The following is a 15,502-nucleotide window of genomic DNA, read 5'->3' as shown; positions in this document are numbered from 1 at the left end:
ATGATGTCTCAAAAGCAAGATATGCTGGAGAGGCTCGATATTTCAATTCAGTGGGGACATTATGAAATTGTAGTATTCAGGTTTCACCTAACATCCTTTCCACCCGGAAGAATTATTGATTTCCATAATCACTCCGAGTATGAATTTCATTTTATCCCCAAAGGCAAGGGGAAGGTAATTCTGGGTGAGCAGGAGTATGCATTAACGGAGGGTATGCTTTATTTAACCGGCCCCGGTGTTATGCACTATCAGGAAGCGGATCGCGAAGAGTCCATGGACGAACTTTGCCTGCATATCGATATCAAAGAGAAACTTAGAGATGGAGTGGACCCCTGGGAGGTGGCTGAAGCTGAGGAATGTGTTGAAAAGCTGCGGCAACTGCCCCTCATTCCAATCCCTGATCGTCATTATGCCATGGAATGTTTTCTTGAAGCTTATAAGGCGTGTGATGGGAAGCTAACCGGATATTATACCTCTATTAAGCACCAGGTGATCAGTATTCTGTTGAAGACAGTGAGAGCTTATGACTCAGGTGGAGTGGTTACAGAAGCACCGGCGCGGGATATGTTGAACTACAGGTACCATTATGCAATTCAATACATGAAGGCGAATGTTTCCGGTGTGGTCACTTTGGACAATGTAGCGGAGAAACTGAATATCAGCTCCAGACAGCTGCAGAGGATTTTTAAAAAGGTGAACCCTGAACAAACATTCTCTCGAATTCTTGAAGATATTCGGTTGCAAGGCGTATGCCGAAAGTTATTAGAAAGCGCTCTCTCCATAGAGCGGATTGCTCAATCTGAAGGATTTACGAATGCAAATTATTTGCATATTGTTTTTCGCAAGCGGTTAGGCATGACACCGGCTACCTATCGTAACGGGAAGTACACTACAAAGTGAGGATGATGAATAATATGAGTAAAGTCTATCGTCTAGGGATTATTGGCTGCGGTGGAATCGCAAACGGAAAGCATTTTCCAAGCTTAAGCAAGCTAAAGAATATTGAAATCGTTGCCTTCTGCGATATTGTGGAGGAACGGGCTGAAGTGGCTGCCAAACAATACGGGGGCGAGAACGCCAAAGTCTATACAGATTACACAGCATTACTTGAAGACGGTACGATTGATATTATTCATGTACTGACTCCGAACGAATCTCATGCCGAAATTTCCATCGCCGCCTTAGAAGCTGGCAAGCATGTGATGTGTGAGAAACCGATGGCTAAGACGGCAGCAGATGCCAAAAAAATGCTAGAAGCCGCTGAAAGAACCGGAAAGAAATTAACAATTGGTTATAACAATCGATTCAGAGAAGACAGCTTGTATCTGAAAAAACTCTGTGAGGCAGGTCAGCTAGGCCATATTTATTATGCGAGAGCCCATGCCATTCGAAGAAGAGCAGTACCGACCTGGGGCGTATTCCTTGATGAGGAAAAGCAAGGCGGAGGACCTTTGATTGATATCGGAACCCATGCGCTTGATCTGACCTTATGGATGATGGACAATTATAAGCCAAAGGTTGTCTTGGGAACCAAATATCATGAGCTGTCTCAAAGAGAAAATGCCGCCAATGCATGGGGGCCTTGGGATCCCGAGAAGTTCAAGGTTGAGGATTCGGCCTTTGGAATGATTGTCATGGAGAATGGCGCTACGATCATGCTGGAATCCAGTTGGGCTCTCAATTCTCTAGAAGTGGATGAGGCCAAATGCAGCTTGAGTGGAACGGAAGCTGGCGCAGACATGAAGAATGGTTTACGTATTAATGGTGAACAGTTTGGACGCTTGTATACAAATGAAATTGAGCTGAGTGCGGGTGGAGTGGCTTTCTATGACGGCAATGAGGAAAGTGCACCTGACTTGGAGATGCGAAAGTGGATTGATGCTATTGATCAGGATAAAGATCCGCTGGTCAAACCTGAACAGGCGTATGTGGTTTCCTTGATTTTGGAGGCCCTTTATGAATCTGCGCGTACAGGCAAAGCTGTTTACTTTAATTAAGAATAAAATGCAAAAACTGACGTCGATACAGCATCGGCGCCAGTTTTTTTTCAAAATATAAGAAAAATTAAGAAATGGACTAAAGGTCGTTCTGCTTAAAATAAGACTGTAATAGAGATACGCTCCAGGTTGTCGCCGGCTTGAAGTCCTCTGAGTTTACATAAGTCAAAATACTAGAGAACAGCTGCTTCCCTTCAGGTGTATGGATTATCTGCTCCATGTCACAAGTAAGCACTAGCAAGTTTCCTTTGGCAATCTTGCACTCAAATAGAAGACCCAACTTATGGTTTCTCTCGAAGTTATCTATCGTCTGGACGATCGGGCGGAAATCCCTTGGAGTGTCATCTAGAATAATGGATCGGGAGTTGGAAACGATGCTCCACCATGGGTACGTAGAATGCTCCTCGCAAGGAAAATGCTTAAATACAGGATGCTCATTATCAATCAGTAAGCCCATGGTTCCCACGGGAACCTCCTTGTTCATGCTCTCCGAGATGGACCGGAACATAGGATAGCACCAAAAGTCTGAACTATAGAAGCCTTCAATGGAGTTGGCTAAATCTCCGAGATGAGGAATAAGGAGGACATTCTCCCCCTTTTCCAGCTGGGCAACTGCTTCTTCAGATAAATGATTGAACAGATTTACACCTGTTTTGTCTAAGGATACCTCCGCAGGATACACCCATAAATCGTAAGTTTTTTCCACGTCCAGTCCTTCTATCTCTAGGGAAAACCTGAGTTTGGTCATGGATTCTAGATTCGGCATAGGGATGTTAATCTCGCCGATCTCAAGATAGTTGGTGTCTTCAGGATTGGAAACATGGAGTTCTCCGCTTTTATATACACTGCCGTTATCTTTCGTTAGCTTCCACAAAACCTTGAAGTTGTTCAGAGGTACTTGTCTGTAATAAGCTAATTCGACCTGTGCGTGAAAAGCTTCCCCGGCCGTGTAATTGTACTTGTCGAATCTAGCTAGAAGTACGGCATCTGAGCAGAAGCTGCACCATTCTTTTGCTGAAATAAGCCCCTTCGAATCCATAAATGCATCCAAGACTCCGACCAAAGCAGTACCTTGTCCGCTGAAGTCCTGTAAATCCAACAGCTGGAACCCCGCCATCTTCCGGGATCGGAATGCGGCCTCCAGTTCTTCCTTGTAGCATTCCATAGCAAGCTTTCCTGAGGCTGAAAAATACAATTGAGCCAGATGATCCAAGCCTTTTTCCTCAAGGCGCTGTTTGAATAGTTCAAAGTTTCGTGCTTTTAAGGGACCCGTGTATTTATCGATTTCCCGGAAGTCAGGGAAGGTTTGATACTGTCCAATTTCATGAGAAATGACAGGGATATTCGGGATGAGTAACTCTTGACCTTCCGAAGCATTCACTGTTTTTGTTTCCGTACCGAATTGAATCTGGATCGTTCCTTCGGCATTGAATTCCAATAGATCAACGCTTTGTGTGGGCGAAATATTCTCATCATAGTCTTTCATTGTGCTTGGTTTATCGGTCTGAATATGCCCAAGAGGTGCATCGCACATGGCGTAGGAACCTCTGATCAGTCTGTCTCTGGAGAATCGGACGCCCGAGAAGAAATCGTCATGCTCCAGAATGACGGGTACAAACTGAAAGTTATTGGATCCCTGCGTGTAAAGATGGCGGCTATCAACTTCCTTGTAGGACTTCAAAATGGCATTAATTCTTTCCTGACTGCCCCAAAGCTCATTACCGAGAGACATCATGGCGAAGGAGGGGTGATTCCCGAAGACTCTCATCATCTCAAAACCCTCGCGAATCAGATAATCCTGTTCCGCCTGATTATGGTTTGCATCTTTGTCATCGGTAATAGTGCCCCAGAACGGCAGTTCCGGCTGCATATAAATGCCAAGCAGATCCGCTGCGGTAAAAGCAGCATCTGGAGGACAGCAGGTATGGAAGCGGTAGTGATTGATTCCATAGGATTTTGAGATGCTCAATACGTTGAACCATTCCTCCACTGTAGTGGGTGCAAAGCCGGTCAATGGGAAAATCAAGCCGTCATGCTTGCCGCGAAGAAAAGTGGCCGTTCCATTTATCGTGAATTTATCACCTTGTGCCTGGAAATCACGTAAGCCGACAATGATCTCCTGTGTATCCACTATGGAGCCCTGAAGGACTAGGTTCAGACTCAGCTTATATAAATTCGGCTCAAATTCACTCCATAAAAGGGCGTCCTCACCCATAGGGTAGGTAACCGTAATGTCACCTGGTGCAACAGGAACATCCATAGGTTCAGGTTTATGCTCATGTGCAAGGTTGAAGGAGGCTGCGGAAACAGATAAAAGCCCTTGATCCGTGCCAAGCACCTTGGCGTGGATTGTGAAAGTCTTTTTGCGGATATTCGGAAAAATTTGAACATCGCTCAGATAGGCTTGATTGTACAATTGCAGCTCGATTCTGCCTGTGAGGCCGTTCCAATTCGTCTGCGTGTCAGGGGACGTTAGGTGGCCACCTTTGGTCGGATAACCAGTGTTGTCCACTCGAATGGTAAGGGTATGTGTACCTTGCGACATATATTTTGTGACGTCATACACATGCGGAGTACTCAGACTGTCTTGGGTGCCGACCTCGCTCCCATCGATCCAAACGGTCGTTATGCGGGTTCTTTCTAAGTATAGAAAACCGTTCTTGTCCGAATTCTCTTCATTAATCGTAAACTCTCTAGAGAACCAGGCACTTCCCTCGAATTTGTATTGATCGGTTAAAAATCCCGTCTCAGCTGTATCGTTAGGTTTTCCTTTTTTAGCGTATGAGGTGGTGCCGGGCAGTGTGATGGTATCTTCATAGGGCAGTTCTACTCCCTGCATGGCTTCATCTAATTGAAAATTCCATAACCCTTGCAAATCTATTGTCTTATACATGAGCTCGACCTCTCCTTTCATTGCAAGAACATTATATTCATCAGCAGATTGAACGTCTATATAATAAAAACCTCGCAGGATATTACAATTTGGCAAATAACGAGCAGCAGCCTATTGCAATTCAAGTCTAATGTGACTCTACGTGACAATATTAAACAGTCGTATCCAGTGTTGTTCTTTCAACGGCAACGTGATATATTTTAATTTAACTTGTGTAATATTTGGGTCTAATTCCCAGTGAGGGATAGACTCTCGATTATATCAATAATTTTGCAGCTCTTCAGCCCGAAGAGCCTTTTTTCTTTTTCATACCCATGTTACAAGGTGTCCAAATCTAATGTAAAAGAAGTGATAGAATGATGGAACCCGCCGTACGTGTGAAGCGGAACAGCCGTTTTCTGGATAAATATTTTTCCGGCGAATCTATGGATTACCGCGAGATTATCGCGTTGTTTATCCCCATTTTGGTCGATCAGGCATTTATCGTGGGGCTGAATCTCGTAAATACGGCAATGATTAGCTCGTCCGGAGTGGCGGCGATCAGTGCGGTGAACATGATTGATTCCCTTAATATTTTTTTGATCAGTATATTTGTGGCTGTTGCAACCGGAGGAACGGTAGTTGTCGCTCAGTATAAAGGCAGCGGGAACCATCTTATGGTTTCTAATGCGACCGCCGGGGCGGTGTCCTCGGTCTCATTGATAGCCCTGGTTATCGGCTTATTAGGTATTTTATTTCATAATCCACTATTGAGTCTGTTGTTCGGAGCCGCTTCACCGGAGGTTATGGACAATGCCCGGACGTATTTGATCGGGAGTTGTGTATCCTACCTGGGGATTGCCGTGGTACAGGCGGTATGCGGCGCCCTGCGCGGGATTGGAAGAACAAGAGCATCGCTTATGCTTTCACTGATAATGAATCTGGCTTATGTCATTCTAAATGTGGTATTTATCAATTTGCTGAACATGGGTGTTCTAGGCATGACTATTTCGATTAATGCAGCCCGGTATATGGGTGCCCTGTGCGCTCTGTTTTATCTATTCCGAATGGACAGTAGTCTACATATCCGTCTTCGCGATTTATTGATTGTTAAAGTCTCTATGCTCAAAAAAATAATGTTTATCGGCGTACCGTTTGCGGCAGAGCAGGTTTTCTTCAACGGAGGCAAAATTCTGACCCAAATCTTCATCGTCGGTCTCGGTACCTATGCGATAGCCGCCAATGCAATAGCCTCAACTTATGCCGGATTAATGCAGGTTCCCGCGGGTGCGCTGTCGCTTACACTCATTACGGTCGTAGGTCAATGTATGGGGCGCCGGAATGTAGCTGATGCCCGGAAATTCGTGAAGTCATTTGTATGGTTGACCTCACTTTCGTTCGTGTTGATGGCACTGCTGATCATGCCTCTGTTCCATCCGATTCTTTCGTTGTTCCATCCGCCTAAGGAGATTGTTGGGGAAATTTTCACCATAGTGCTTATTAACGCGATTGCTCAAATCCCGCTATGGGCCATTAGTTTCATCATGCCTTCTGGACTTCGAGCGGCCGGGGATTCCAAATATACTTCGATGGTCTCCATGCTGTCGATGTGGCTGTTCCGCGTAGTGCTCGGGTACATTCTGGGGATTGTTCTAGATATGGGGCTCCTTGGGTTCTGGTTAGCAATGAACTGTGAATGGGGCATCCGGGGAGTGATTTTCCTACGGCGTTTCCTAGGGGAGAAGTGGTATCAGCATCGGCTGATCTAAAGGAACTGTTAATGAAATTTTACATCTTCGTCACTCCAATTCAAAGACACCCTTAGGGGTGTCTTTTTAGCATACCTCCAATTTATCCGAATAAAATAAGGCATATTCGTTGTTTACGGACGGATGAGGAGGAGGGGTTATGCAAATTCACGTTGTGCAATCAGGGCAGTCTCTATTCGGGATTGCTAATGCCTATGGGATCTCCATGGATGAGATTACCGAGGCTAATCAACTGTCTGCACCAAGCCAGTTAGTGGTCGGGCAAACGTTGGTTATTCCGATAGTCGGTATGTATTATTGGGTGGTCTCGGGGGACAGCTTGTATAGTATCGCCCAAAGGTTCGGGATGAACGTCAACACTCTTGCAGAAGTTAATCAGGTGCCCTTAGATCAGCCTTTGCGTATAGGGCTTCGTCTGTATATTCCGCCTAGACCGAAGCGGAATGCAGAGATTAATGCCTACATAGAGCCAAGAGGGGAGACGGTCTCTCCAAGCTTAAGGAATGCTGCGGCAGAAGCTGCACCGAACCTCACTTATCTTGCTCCATTTAGCTTTCAAGTCCAGCGGGACGGTTCTCTTGCAGCCCCTCCCTTAGGTAACTTGGCTTCAATTGCTGCGCAGAATCAAGTAACCCTGATGATGGTCGTAACCAATCTGGAGAATGCTCAGTTTAGCTCAGAGCTGGGGCGGATTATATTAAATGACCAGGCTGTTCAGACTAGGTTGTTGGACAATATTATCGCGCAAGCAAAGAGGTTGAATTTCAGAGATATCCATTTTGATTTCGAATTTCTCCGGCCTGAAGACCGTGAAGCTTACAACACCTTCTTGCGAAGAGCAGCGACCCGCATTCATCAAGAAGGCTTCCTATTATCCACCGCTTTGGCACCCAAGACAAGTGCGGCACAAGTCGGAGCCTGGTATACAGCGCATGATTATAAAGTGCACGGGCAAGTTGCCGACTTTGTGATCATCATGACGTATGAATGGGGATACAGCGGAGGTCCGCCGATGCCGGTCTCGCCTATTGGTCCTGTGCGTAGAGTGCTGGAGTACGCCATAACTGAAATGCCAGCTTCCAAAATCATGATGGGGCAAAATTTATACGGTTATGATTGGACCTTGCCTTATGTTGCAGGTGGGGCCTATGCTAGAGCGCTTAGTCCGCAAGCAGCGATTGATTTGGCGAGGAATAGAAATGCAGCGATTCAGTATGATACTAAAGATCAAGCTCCACATTTTAATTATACGGATGACTCAGGTAAGTCCCATAAGGTATGGTTTGAGGATGCCAGATCCATTCAGGCTAAATTTGATCTTATCAAAGAGTTGGGGCTCCGCGGCATCAGCTACTGGAAGCTAGGACTCCCTTTTCCGCAAAATTGGCTGCTTATTCAGGAGAATTTTAATGTGGTAAAAAGATAATTGCAGTTCTCAGGGCGAGATTAGATATAAAAAAAAGGAAGCGTACATGCGAAATACTTGAAATCGGCTCCGAAACGTATTAAGCGGGGAATGGGTAACCTTCGGTATGATGACTTAGAAGTTGTTCAAAGTTCAATCGCAGAAAAAAATATGGATATCGTTTATTTCAAATGAAAGGGCTCGGCACCATTGCCAAGCCCTAATTTTATAGTTTTACATAATCTCTTCGCAACAATGCTCGGATATCAACATCACGATATGCACCCTTTAAGTAAATGTATTCAAGTAGTGTTCCTTCATGTTTCATTCCAATTTTACGCATTAAAGCTTTTGAACCAGCATTTTCAGATAAACAAAAAGCCTCTATTCTGTTTAGTTTCATTTTATCAAAACCAAATTCGAGGATTTCATTGGCTGCCTCGGTCATAATTCCTTTGCCCCAAAACTCCCTTGATAATGCATAAGCCAATTCAGCTCGGTTAATTTGTGGAATCCAATTCATATACCCACAAGTACCAATAACTTTCTGATTACTCTTCAACATAATTCCCCATGGAGCAAGTTGCTTATTATTATATTTTTGAATCAGAAAGTTTAGGAAACCGACAGAATCTTCAATTGAATTATGCGCTTCCCAAGTCGTATATTTTGCAACTTCTGAGTCTGAAGCGTATTCATACATATCTTCTGCATCATCCATGGTCAGCTTCCTTAAGATTACACGCTCAGTTTCTAAAGTCGGAAAATCTCCGAACACATCCTCAATTTGCATCGAATATCGCCCCTGTCCTATTTCAGTACATATTACTACATATTGAAAAAGAAGCGAACATTTTTTTGCCAGTTCAAATGTCAAAAGGACAGCAATTATTGGCTGTCCTTTTGAATATTACTGCGACAAATACAGTGTCATTTTTAATGTCAGTTGTTATCTTTCTACCTCAAAACGGAACCCGTTACATTGATGCAGGGGTCCTTTTCTATGAATTAAATTATAGGGATTGACGATACTCTTGAAAAGTATCCAGCATCTCAGCTGTAGGTTTCTGGGTCATGAGACTTGTGACGATAATGGCCAGAATTCCGGCAATAAACCCCGGGATCATCTCATACAACACATCACTGAGACCGAATGTATTCCATCCGATAACGGTGACTGAACCTGCGATCAAACCGGCCAGTGCTCCCCACTTATTCATTCGTTTCCATAATAAGCTGAGCAGGACTACCGGACCAAAGGCAGAGCCGAAGCCTGCCCAGGCATAACCCACTAAGGATAGAATCGTCTCATTCCGGGAGTAAGCCAAGGCTGTTGCAACTACGGCTACGGTAAGAACAGACAGACGTCCCGCAAGCATCAATTCCCGTTCAGATGCGGAGCGGCGGAAGAAGGCTTTGTACAAATCACCTGTAAGTGAACTGGATGTTACCAGCAGCTGAGAGGAAATGGTGCTCATTACTGCTGATAAAATAGCTGCCATCAGCAGACCGCCGATGAGTGGATGAAATAACAGCTTGCTAAGCTCCAGAAGAACCGTTTCAGGGTCTTTTAATGAAATATTGTTTTTATCCATGTAGGCAATGGCAATAAGACCTGAGAACATGGCACCGCAGATTGAAAAAATCATCCAGCCCATACCGATGCGGCGGGCCTTCTTCATTTCCTTCACAGAAGAGATAGCCATAAACCGTATGATAATGTGAGGCTGGCCAAAATAGCCTAGACCCCATGCAAACAGAGAGACAATTCCAAGAAATGTCGTACCCTTGAATAAATCTAAAAGAGTAGGATCAATCTGTTCAATCCGGTCAATCGTTACCGGAAGACTTCCCGTGTTGGCTAGTATGACTACGGGGATAATGATCAAAGCCAGAAACATGAGGGTGCCTTGCACGGAATCTGTCCAGCTCACGGCCAGGAATCCGCCGAATAAGGTATAGGCGACAACGACTCCTGTAATGATCCATAAGCCGGTATTATACTCAAACCCAAGCACATTATTGAACAAGACGGCACCTGATACTATACCGGACGAGACATAAAAGGTGAAAAACACAAGAATGACTATACCTGAGACCAGTCGCAGAATATTAGAACGGTCCTCAAAACGGTTCTGGAAAAATTCAGGGATAGTCATGGCATTACCGGCAACCTCGGTAAACACCCTCAGACGCGGTGCAACATAAAGCCAGTTGGCGTAAGCCCCGAGAGTAAGTCCGATTACAATCCAAGATGCGCTAAGTCCTTGAGCGAACATAGCTCCCGGTAGACCGAGCAGCAGCCATCCACTCATATCCGAAGCTCCTGCACTTAGTGCGGTAACCACCGGTCCAAGACTTCTGCCGCCAAGCATGAAGTCGGATAAGCTGGAGGTGCGTTTGTAACCAAAGTACCCAATGACCAGCATGCCGAGCATGTAGATAACAATGCTTATTACAATCAAGATAATGCCCCCTTCAATCAGCCAAAGCTGCATAATTATTTATTTTTACCGTTATTTATTATATAAGGACGTCCTTGTTTTGCCTATGATTTATTGTAGGTTACCAGGAAAAGGAGACAAGCCTTAAGCAGTTCAAAGAGTTCTTAGCGGCTAAAAAATAAGAGCGTAATAAAAAGGGCTCAAAACAAGAATGGCCCTCGGATAGTGGAATTGGCTAAATGAGATGTAAAAGTGCAATTGAATGGCCCTCGGATAGTGGAATTGGCTACATAGTCAAGCGCTGATTTTGAGGTTGATCCAATTTTGAGGTTGATCCATAGAAAGAGCAGTAACACAGAATTCCGTGTTACTGCTCTTTGTCAGTTCACATATTGGGATGATTCTATTCCCTAGTTCGTTAAAAGGGTATCAGAGATCCTTCTGCCCATTGCAGGTCATCGGACTGCAGCCGATACATTCGTGCATAGAGGCCGTTACGGCGAAGGAGCTCGTCATGCCGTCCCTGTTCCACAATCTGTCCCTGATTGAGCACCAGAATCGTATCCGCGTGGCGGATCGTTGAGAGACGGTGGGCGATGACCAGAGTCGTCCGTCCTTCCATGAGTTGGCGAAGGGCACCCCGGATAAGGAACTCGGCTTCGCTGTCCAATGAGGAAGTAGCCTCGTCCAACAGCAGGATGGGCGAGTCCTTCAGTATGGCTCTAGCAATGGCGATCCTTTGCCGTTGCCCGCCGGAGAGGCTGGACCCATTCTCTCCAACGTCCGTATCGTAGCCGTTCGGCAGACCGTTGATGAATGGGGCGGCGTTGGCAGCTTCAGCCGCTGCGATGATATCGGTATTGGATGCATTCAGGCTGCCCAAAGCGATGTTATCCCGAATCGTTCCCTCGAACAGATGCGTCTCCTGAGGAACATAAGCAAACATGGCTTGGGACTCGGTGCGTTCCATAAGAGCGAGATCGCGCCCTTGGATGAATATTCGTCCCGATTTCGGCTGTTGGAAGCCGTGGGTTAAATGAAACAGCGTTGTTTTGCCGGCACCGCTTGGACCGACCAGCGCAACAGTATGACCGGAGGGTACTGAAAAACTGATGTCGCGGAGCACATTATCGTCTCCGTCATGATAGGAGAAGGAGACGTTATCGAATTCAATCATTCCAGTAAGCCGCCGGATACTTACACTCTCGGATGCGATCGCTGGGGATGAAGGGGCTGACTTGTCATTTCCGGTAAGCGCAGGCTCATCGACCGGCTGGTCCATGAGGGTCCAGAGGCGGTCAGCGGCGATCAACGAACGTTGCAGTCCGCCAAGCTGGCTGGCCAGACCGGAGAAGGGAGAGACCAGAACCTGCATTAGGCTAACGAACGCAAGTAGGGAGCCCACCGTGAGGGAACCATTGGCTACAAGGAATGATCCGGCGCCGATGCATACCAGAAAGGAAGAAGTCCCGATGAGGGCCGAACCTGCGTACAATCCGCCTTGGAGGCGTGCTTCCCGGTCTTCATATCCGATAATTTGTTCGCCATAGGTACGCAGTTTTCCCTTCATATGACGTTCCAGTCCTATGCTGCGAATCACGGTGTACCCGGATAAAGCATCCTGCAGAAAAGCATGCATTCTTCCGAACAGCTCTCCCATCGGCTTGTTGTTCTGCCGAACCTTTAAGCTGAACACTCCGCCTGCCAGCCCGGCGGCAGGAGCAAGGAGCAGACAGACCAGAGAAAGTCTCCAATCAATATAGAGTAAATATACAAAAGTCGCGGCAATGCTGATCGGCATTATTAATAAATGGAGCAGATAGCTGCCGGCAGCCCCGCACGTCTGCTGGACATCGCGGGTCACCCTGGAGACAAGCTCACCTGTGTGCATCGTGCCGAAGAAATTAAACTTTACTTCCATCAGCTTTGCGAAGACATCGTTCCTTAAGTCCAAGGCGATCCGGTTCACCGTGCGGTTCTGCAGCAGAACCTGGATATACTGCAGTATTATATGTAACAGAGACACGGCAATCCCTAGCAGAAGTATCCGCTTAATTAGATCCGTGTCGCGATTCAATGCAGCATCGGTTAAATGTTTAAGCATCCATGCTGAGAACAGTGTCATGCCCACATTGAACAGCAGCGTCATAAAGAGCGCGGAATAGGCACGGCGATAATGCCAAAGGTAGGGGAACAAGCGTCCGAACGAACGGCGGCTTTCCTGTATACCTGGAAGGGCTTTCGCAAAGCCGGCTGTAATTTGAGAGAGGATGCGCATATAGGCTGGCTCCTTGGTCCGGCCCTTAAGGGCGGGTGGATAAATAGTTCGACCGCCATCGATACAATCTGGCGACTCGATGAAGTATATAAGCAAAAGGGGGCATACCGATGATCAGTTTGCCCCACAGCCGACCTAAACCGTTATCCGGGGATAGAGTCAGCCATCTTTTGCGTATATGCGTTAGTTTGCCGATCACTTGCCCGGAAGGCACTGGTGGATCCGGTAGAAGATTCGTATCCCCTTTGCAAATGATAAAGGCAGGGGCTTCGTTGTGTTCTTTATTTACCTTGATGACCCGGTGACAGACAAGGGCACCTTCATCATTGATGAATAGCAGTACATCTCCTGGTTTAACATGCGTCGGTTCGAATGAGCGAAAGAAGCAGGTATCTCTCTCATGGATAAACGGAAACATGCTTGTACCCGTTGATCGGAGCTCAATGAAACCTAGACGATCCATGGCCCGGCAGATTGCAGCGCTATAATATTCAGCCTTCATAACGTTTATCGAGCAGTCCTGCTTCGCTCAGAGTACTAAGGTATCTCTTCAGATCCGCCTGCGCCTGCTCAAGGGTAATCTCATATTCTGAGGCAAGTCGTTCAGCCAATTCCCCGGGAGTCAGCTCCTGATCCAGAAGCTCAACAATTCTCCCGCCTGTTTCATTCAACCTTGTAACTACACAAAGGTCTGCGTCCAGCAGTATCCATTCACCGTCCATTTGCGTTAAGTCCAGACCGGGTTTGCGTTTTATTTTGTCTGATATGATCATGATATCTTCTCCCAGAATAAATTATTTTTTTGAAAATACAGCTCGTGAAAAGGAACTTGCTCAGCAAGCATTTTCCCAAGCTTCATGATTTTCATCGTTTCGGCAGCATCGTAGGACCAATAAAAAACCTTGTCAAGAATACGGATAAAGGCATCTTTGTCTGCAATCGCTTGGGTGTAGATCTGCTCGGATTGGTTCAGCAAATATATTCCCGCCAATGAACAGCTTCCGGAAGTTCTTTCGGATAACAGTTCACTTCGAAACGGGGAGTCAAATACTGAAACTTCGTCTGCTGTAATCCGAACAATGCTCGCTTCATCCGAGAGCAGCTGCCTTGGACTAGACAGGCGGGCAGCCGTTGATTTTCCAGCGCCGGAATGTCCTGAGAATAGGAAAGCCTTGCCCTGGTCGATCACACAGGAGGAGTGAATGAGCAGTCCCCAGCCGAGATGGACGATGTATAAGCTGTACAGGTGCATCATGGCATGCTTCAAGGCAAAGGAATCATACACAGTCAATTCTGCTTCTATAAAAGAAGGATCAACCGTTATTAGATAATCCTGACGGGTAAAAATAAGTAAGCCGTCTTCAGATTTACTCTTATCAACATGAAAGCTTCCATTAAAGGGTGAGCCACCCTCATGAATGTGGACATTCATTGCAGGCATTAGCGGTTCGGTTCTGAATCCAGTGGGATCAGCTCCGTCTATGGGGAAAAAGGCTTGCAACCATTCCGCAATCCAAGGGACAGAAGTATGTGTGAGCAAACGTTGCTCAGCGATAACCAGCTTAAGCTCCACCATTTGTTTTGACTCCTATCCTTTTAGTAAGAAATCTGAAAAGTCTGCCTATCCGCTGGCGGTATAGCTTCATATAAATCATGGCTTTAACGGAGGTATTATTCCGCTCTTGTCTTAGGGAATACACAGCAAGTGAAGGATAGGGCAGAATTAGATTCAGAACGAGCTTAAGTCTGTACTTCCCGTGATCTACTGTCCGCCAAGCGAAGATGAAGCAGTGAACTGCATTTTCCACATGAATTGAATTGCGGATTAAACGGTTGTTCCAAGAGGCGAACCTCCCTATCTTAGGTATAAAGGGCAGCGGTTTGACCTTATGAAGTGCCGGAAAGAACTCATAGACAATAGCTAGAGCTTCTTGGACTCTTTTTAGAGTGAAGTCCTCTCGGGCTTGCTTAAATAGTTCGGAATAATCCAATTCATCGCCGCGTTTGAACAGCAGGTGCGCAATATCCAGTACATGCTTGGCGGAGTCCATGCTGTGATTGGCGCCGTGTAGGCAAATGGTATAAAAAGTATGCCTGACAGACAGCTGCTTGATATATGTATAGGGGTGAAGGGAATGGGCTTCTGACCACAAGTTTTCGGTATTTAGGCTTGCGCTGCTGCTCTTGATTAGATTCCAATGAATTTCAATCATGGAGGGCAGGCTTGCTGATGTTCTCTGTTTATAGAAGACGCGGTGAAAATGGTCCGGATTAATGGGGTCTTCCAGATCATAGCCCATTTCATGCACTAGAGCGATGGTGGCCTCTACATCTTCAGGTCGTACCAGAATATCGATATCGGAAGTGAAACGAGCACCCAAATGACCGAGATAGGTTTCGGCGAAAAGAGTTCCCTTTAAAGGTATAGCTCCAATCTTGGCAGCATCCAGACGTTCAAATAGTAGCGAGCCTTCTTTTTTTAGCAGCAGATTGCGGTACAAAGCTTCTTTACGCCCGGCCTGCAGCCGTTCCTGAAAAAACTGCGGCGTGCGTTCAAGCTGCCCGCTATCGGTAAGCAGTTGATAAATTAGAGGGGAGAGGCCCTGTAATTCGATGTAGGCGAGATAGTCCCGGTACATCGTTTCATCTGCTCTTGGTAATTCATTCATTATGTAGAGCTGTTGAAGAAAAGAATAAACCATGGGACACCCCGCCTTCATCTGAGTACATTACCTGT

At 46.1% G+C, this 15,502-nt stretch carries 12 protein-coding genes; 4 read left to right on the top strand and 8 right to left on the bottom strand.

Features of this window, described 5'->3' with window-relative positions:
• Together PWYN_RS10470 and PWYN_RS10465 are read left to right on the top strand one after the other, a co-directional pair.
• Positions 1-900 carry an AraC family transcriptional regulator gene (locus tag PWYN_RS10470; RefSeq protein WP_036653691.1) on the top strand — a complete coding sequence of 300 codons (900 nt, stop codon included), beginning with the start codon at positions 1-3 and terminating at the stop codon, positions 898-900.
• Positions 901-914: 14 nt separating this feature from the next.
• Complete coding sequence (locus PWYN_RS10465; protein WP_036651154.1) at positions 915-1,997, top strand: Gfo/Idh/MocA family protein; 1,083 nt, start codon at positions 915-917, stop codon at positions 1,995-1,997.
• Between the two features lie 79 nt (positions 1,998-2,076).
• Here PWYN_RS10465 and PWYN_RS10460 read toward each other — a convergent pair whose 3' ends face one another.
• Positions 2,077-4,890 carry a sugar-binding domain-containing protein gene (locus PWYN_RS10460; RefSeq protein ID WP_036651151.1) on the bottom strand — a complete coding sequence of 938 codons (2,814 nt, stop codon included), beginning with the start codon at positions 4,888-4,890 and terminating at the stop codon, positions 2,077-2,079.
• Between the two features lie 356 nt (positions 4,891-5,246).
• On the opposite strand from PWYN_RS10460, the gene PWYN_RS10455 reads away from it, so the two are divergent.
• Complete coding sequence (locus PWYN_RS10455; RefSeq protein WP_036651148.1) at positions 5,247-6,638, top strand: MATE family efflux transporter; 1,392 nt, start codon at positions 5,247-5,249, stop codon at positions 6,636-6,638.
• Positions 6,639-6,777: 139 nt separating this feature from the next.
• On the top strand, positions 6,778-8,064 hold the full coding sequence (locus PWYN_RS10450; RefSeq protein ID WP_036651146.1) for a glycoside hydrolase family 18 protein: 1,287 nt from the start codon (positions 6,778-6,780) through the stop codon (positions 8,062-8,064).
• 205 nt (positions 8,065-8,269) lie between these two features.
• On the opposite strand, the gene PWYN_RS10445 is transcribed toward PWYN_RS10450, so the two are convergent.
• From PWYN_RS10445 to PWYN_RS10415, 7 genes are all read right to left on the bottom strand, one after another.
• Positions 8,270-8,836 (bottom strand): GNAT family N-acetyltransferase, encoded by a 567-nt coding sequence (locus PWYN_RS10445; protein ID WP_036651144.1) that lies wholly within the window; start codon positions 8,834-8,836, stop codon positions 8,270-8,272.
• Positions 8,837-9,056: 220 nt separating this feature from the next.
• Positions 9,057-10,508, bottom strand: coding sequence for a sodium/proline symporter PutP (gene putP, locus PWYN_RS10440; RefSeq protein ID WP_036651141.1), 1,452 nt, complete (start codon positions 10,506-10,508; stop codon positions 9,057-9,059).
• Positions 10,509-10,905: 397 nt separating this feature from the next.
• Positions 10,906-12,765: an ABC transporter ATP-binding protein gene (locus tag PWYN_RS10435; protein WP_036651138.1), complete on the bottom strand. Its 1,860-nt coding sequence runs from the start codon at positions 12,763-12,765 to the stop codon at positions 10,906-10,908.
• A 25-nt stretch (positions 12,766-12,790) separates the two neighbouring features.
• Positions 12,791-13,267 carry a signal peptidase I gene (locus PWYN_RS10430; RefSeq protein ID WP_052087890.1) on the bottom strand — a complete coding sequence of 159 codons (477 nt, stop codon included), beginning with the start codon at positions 13,265-13,267 and terminating at the stop codon, positions 12,791-12,793.
• Positions 13,257-13,538: a PqqD family protein gene (locus PWYN_RS10425; RefSeq protein WP_036651136.1), complete on the bottom strand. Its 282-nt coding sequence runs from the start codon at positions 13,536-13,538 to the stop codon at positions 13,257-13,259. The genes PWYN_RS10430 and PWYN_RS10425 overlap by 11 nt, the downstream gene beginning before the upstream one ends.
• Complete coding sequence (locus PWYN_RS10420; protein WP_052087889.1) at positions 13,535-14,341, bottom strand: P-loop nucleotide/nucleoside kinase family protein; 807 nt, start codon at positions 14,339-14,341, stop codon at positions 13,535-13,537. The genes PWYN_RS10425 and PWYN_RS10420 overlap by 4 nt, the downstream gene beginning before the upstream one ends.
• A complete protein-coding gene (locus tag PWYN_RS10415; RefSeq protein WP_052087888.1) occupies positions 14,328-15,467 on the bottom strand; it encodes a nucleotidyltransferase domain-containing protein in 1,140 nt (379 codons plus the stop codon). Before PWYN_RS10415 ends, PWYN_RS10420 begins: the two co-directional genes overlap by 14 nt.
• Positions 15,468-15,502: the final 35 nt, after the last annotated feature.

The sequence above is a fragment of the Paenibacillus wynnii genome (assembly GCF_000757885.1).
GTDB classification, from domain to species: Bacteria; Bacillota; Bacilli; order Paenibacillales; family Paenibacillaceae; genus Paenibacillus_AQ; species Paenibacillus_AQ wynnii.
The sequence above is the reverse complement of the archived record's forward strand: the minus strand, read 5'-3'. Positions and strand labels throughout refer to the sequence as shown.

Coding starts and splice junctions, on each gene's coding strand:
- PWYN_RS10470 (WP_036653691.1), top strand. CDS start 1: ATGATGTCTCAAAAGCAAGATATGCTGGAGAGGCTCGATATTTCAATT.
- PWYN_RS10465 (WP_036651154.1), top strand. CDS start 915: ATGAGTAAAGTCTATCGTCTAGGGATTATTGGCTGCGGTGGAATCGCA.
- PWYN_RS10460 (WP_036651151.1), bottom strand. CDS start 4,890: ATGTATAAGACAATAGATTTGCAAGGGTTATGGAATTTTCAATTAGAT.
- PWYN_RS10455 (WP_036651148.1), top strand. CDS start 5,247: ATGATGGAACCCGCCGTACGTGTGAAGCGGAACAGCCGTTTTCTGGAT.
- PWYN_RS10450 (WP_036651146.1), top strand. CDS start 6,778: ATGCAAATTCACGTTGTGCAATCAGGGCAGTCTCTATTCGGGATTGCT.
- PWYN_RS10445 (WP_036651144.1), bottom strand. CDS start 8,836: ATGCAAATTGAGGATGTGTTCGGAGATTTTCCGACTTTAGAAACTGAG.
- PWYN_RS10435 (WP_036651138.1), bottom strand. CDS start 12,765: ATGCGCATCCTCTCTCAAATTACAGCCGGCTTTGCGAAAGCCCTTCCA.
- PWYN_RS10430 (WP_052087890.1), bottom strand. CDS start 13,267: ATGAAGGCTGAATATTATAGCGCTGCAATCTGCCGGGCCATGGATCGT.
- PWYN_RS10425 (WP_036651136.1), bottom strand. CDS start 13,538: ATGATCATATCAGACAAAATAAAACGCAAACCCGGTCTGGACTTAACG.
- PWYN_RS10420 (WP_052087889.1), bottom strand. CDS start 14,341: ATGGTGGAGCTTAAGCTGGTTATCGCTGAGCAACGTTTGCTCACACAT.
- PWYN_RS10415 (WP_052087888.1), bottom strand. CDS start 15,467: ATGGTTTATTCTTTTCTTCAACAGCTCTACATAATGAATGAATTACCA.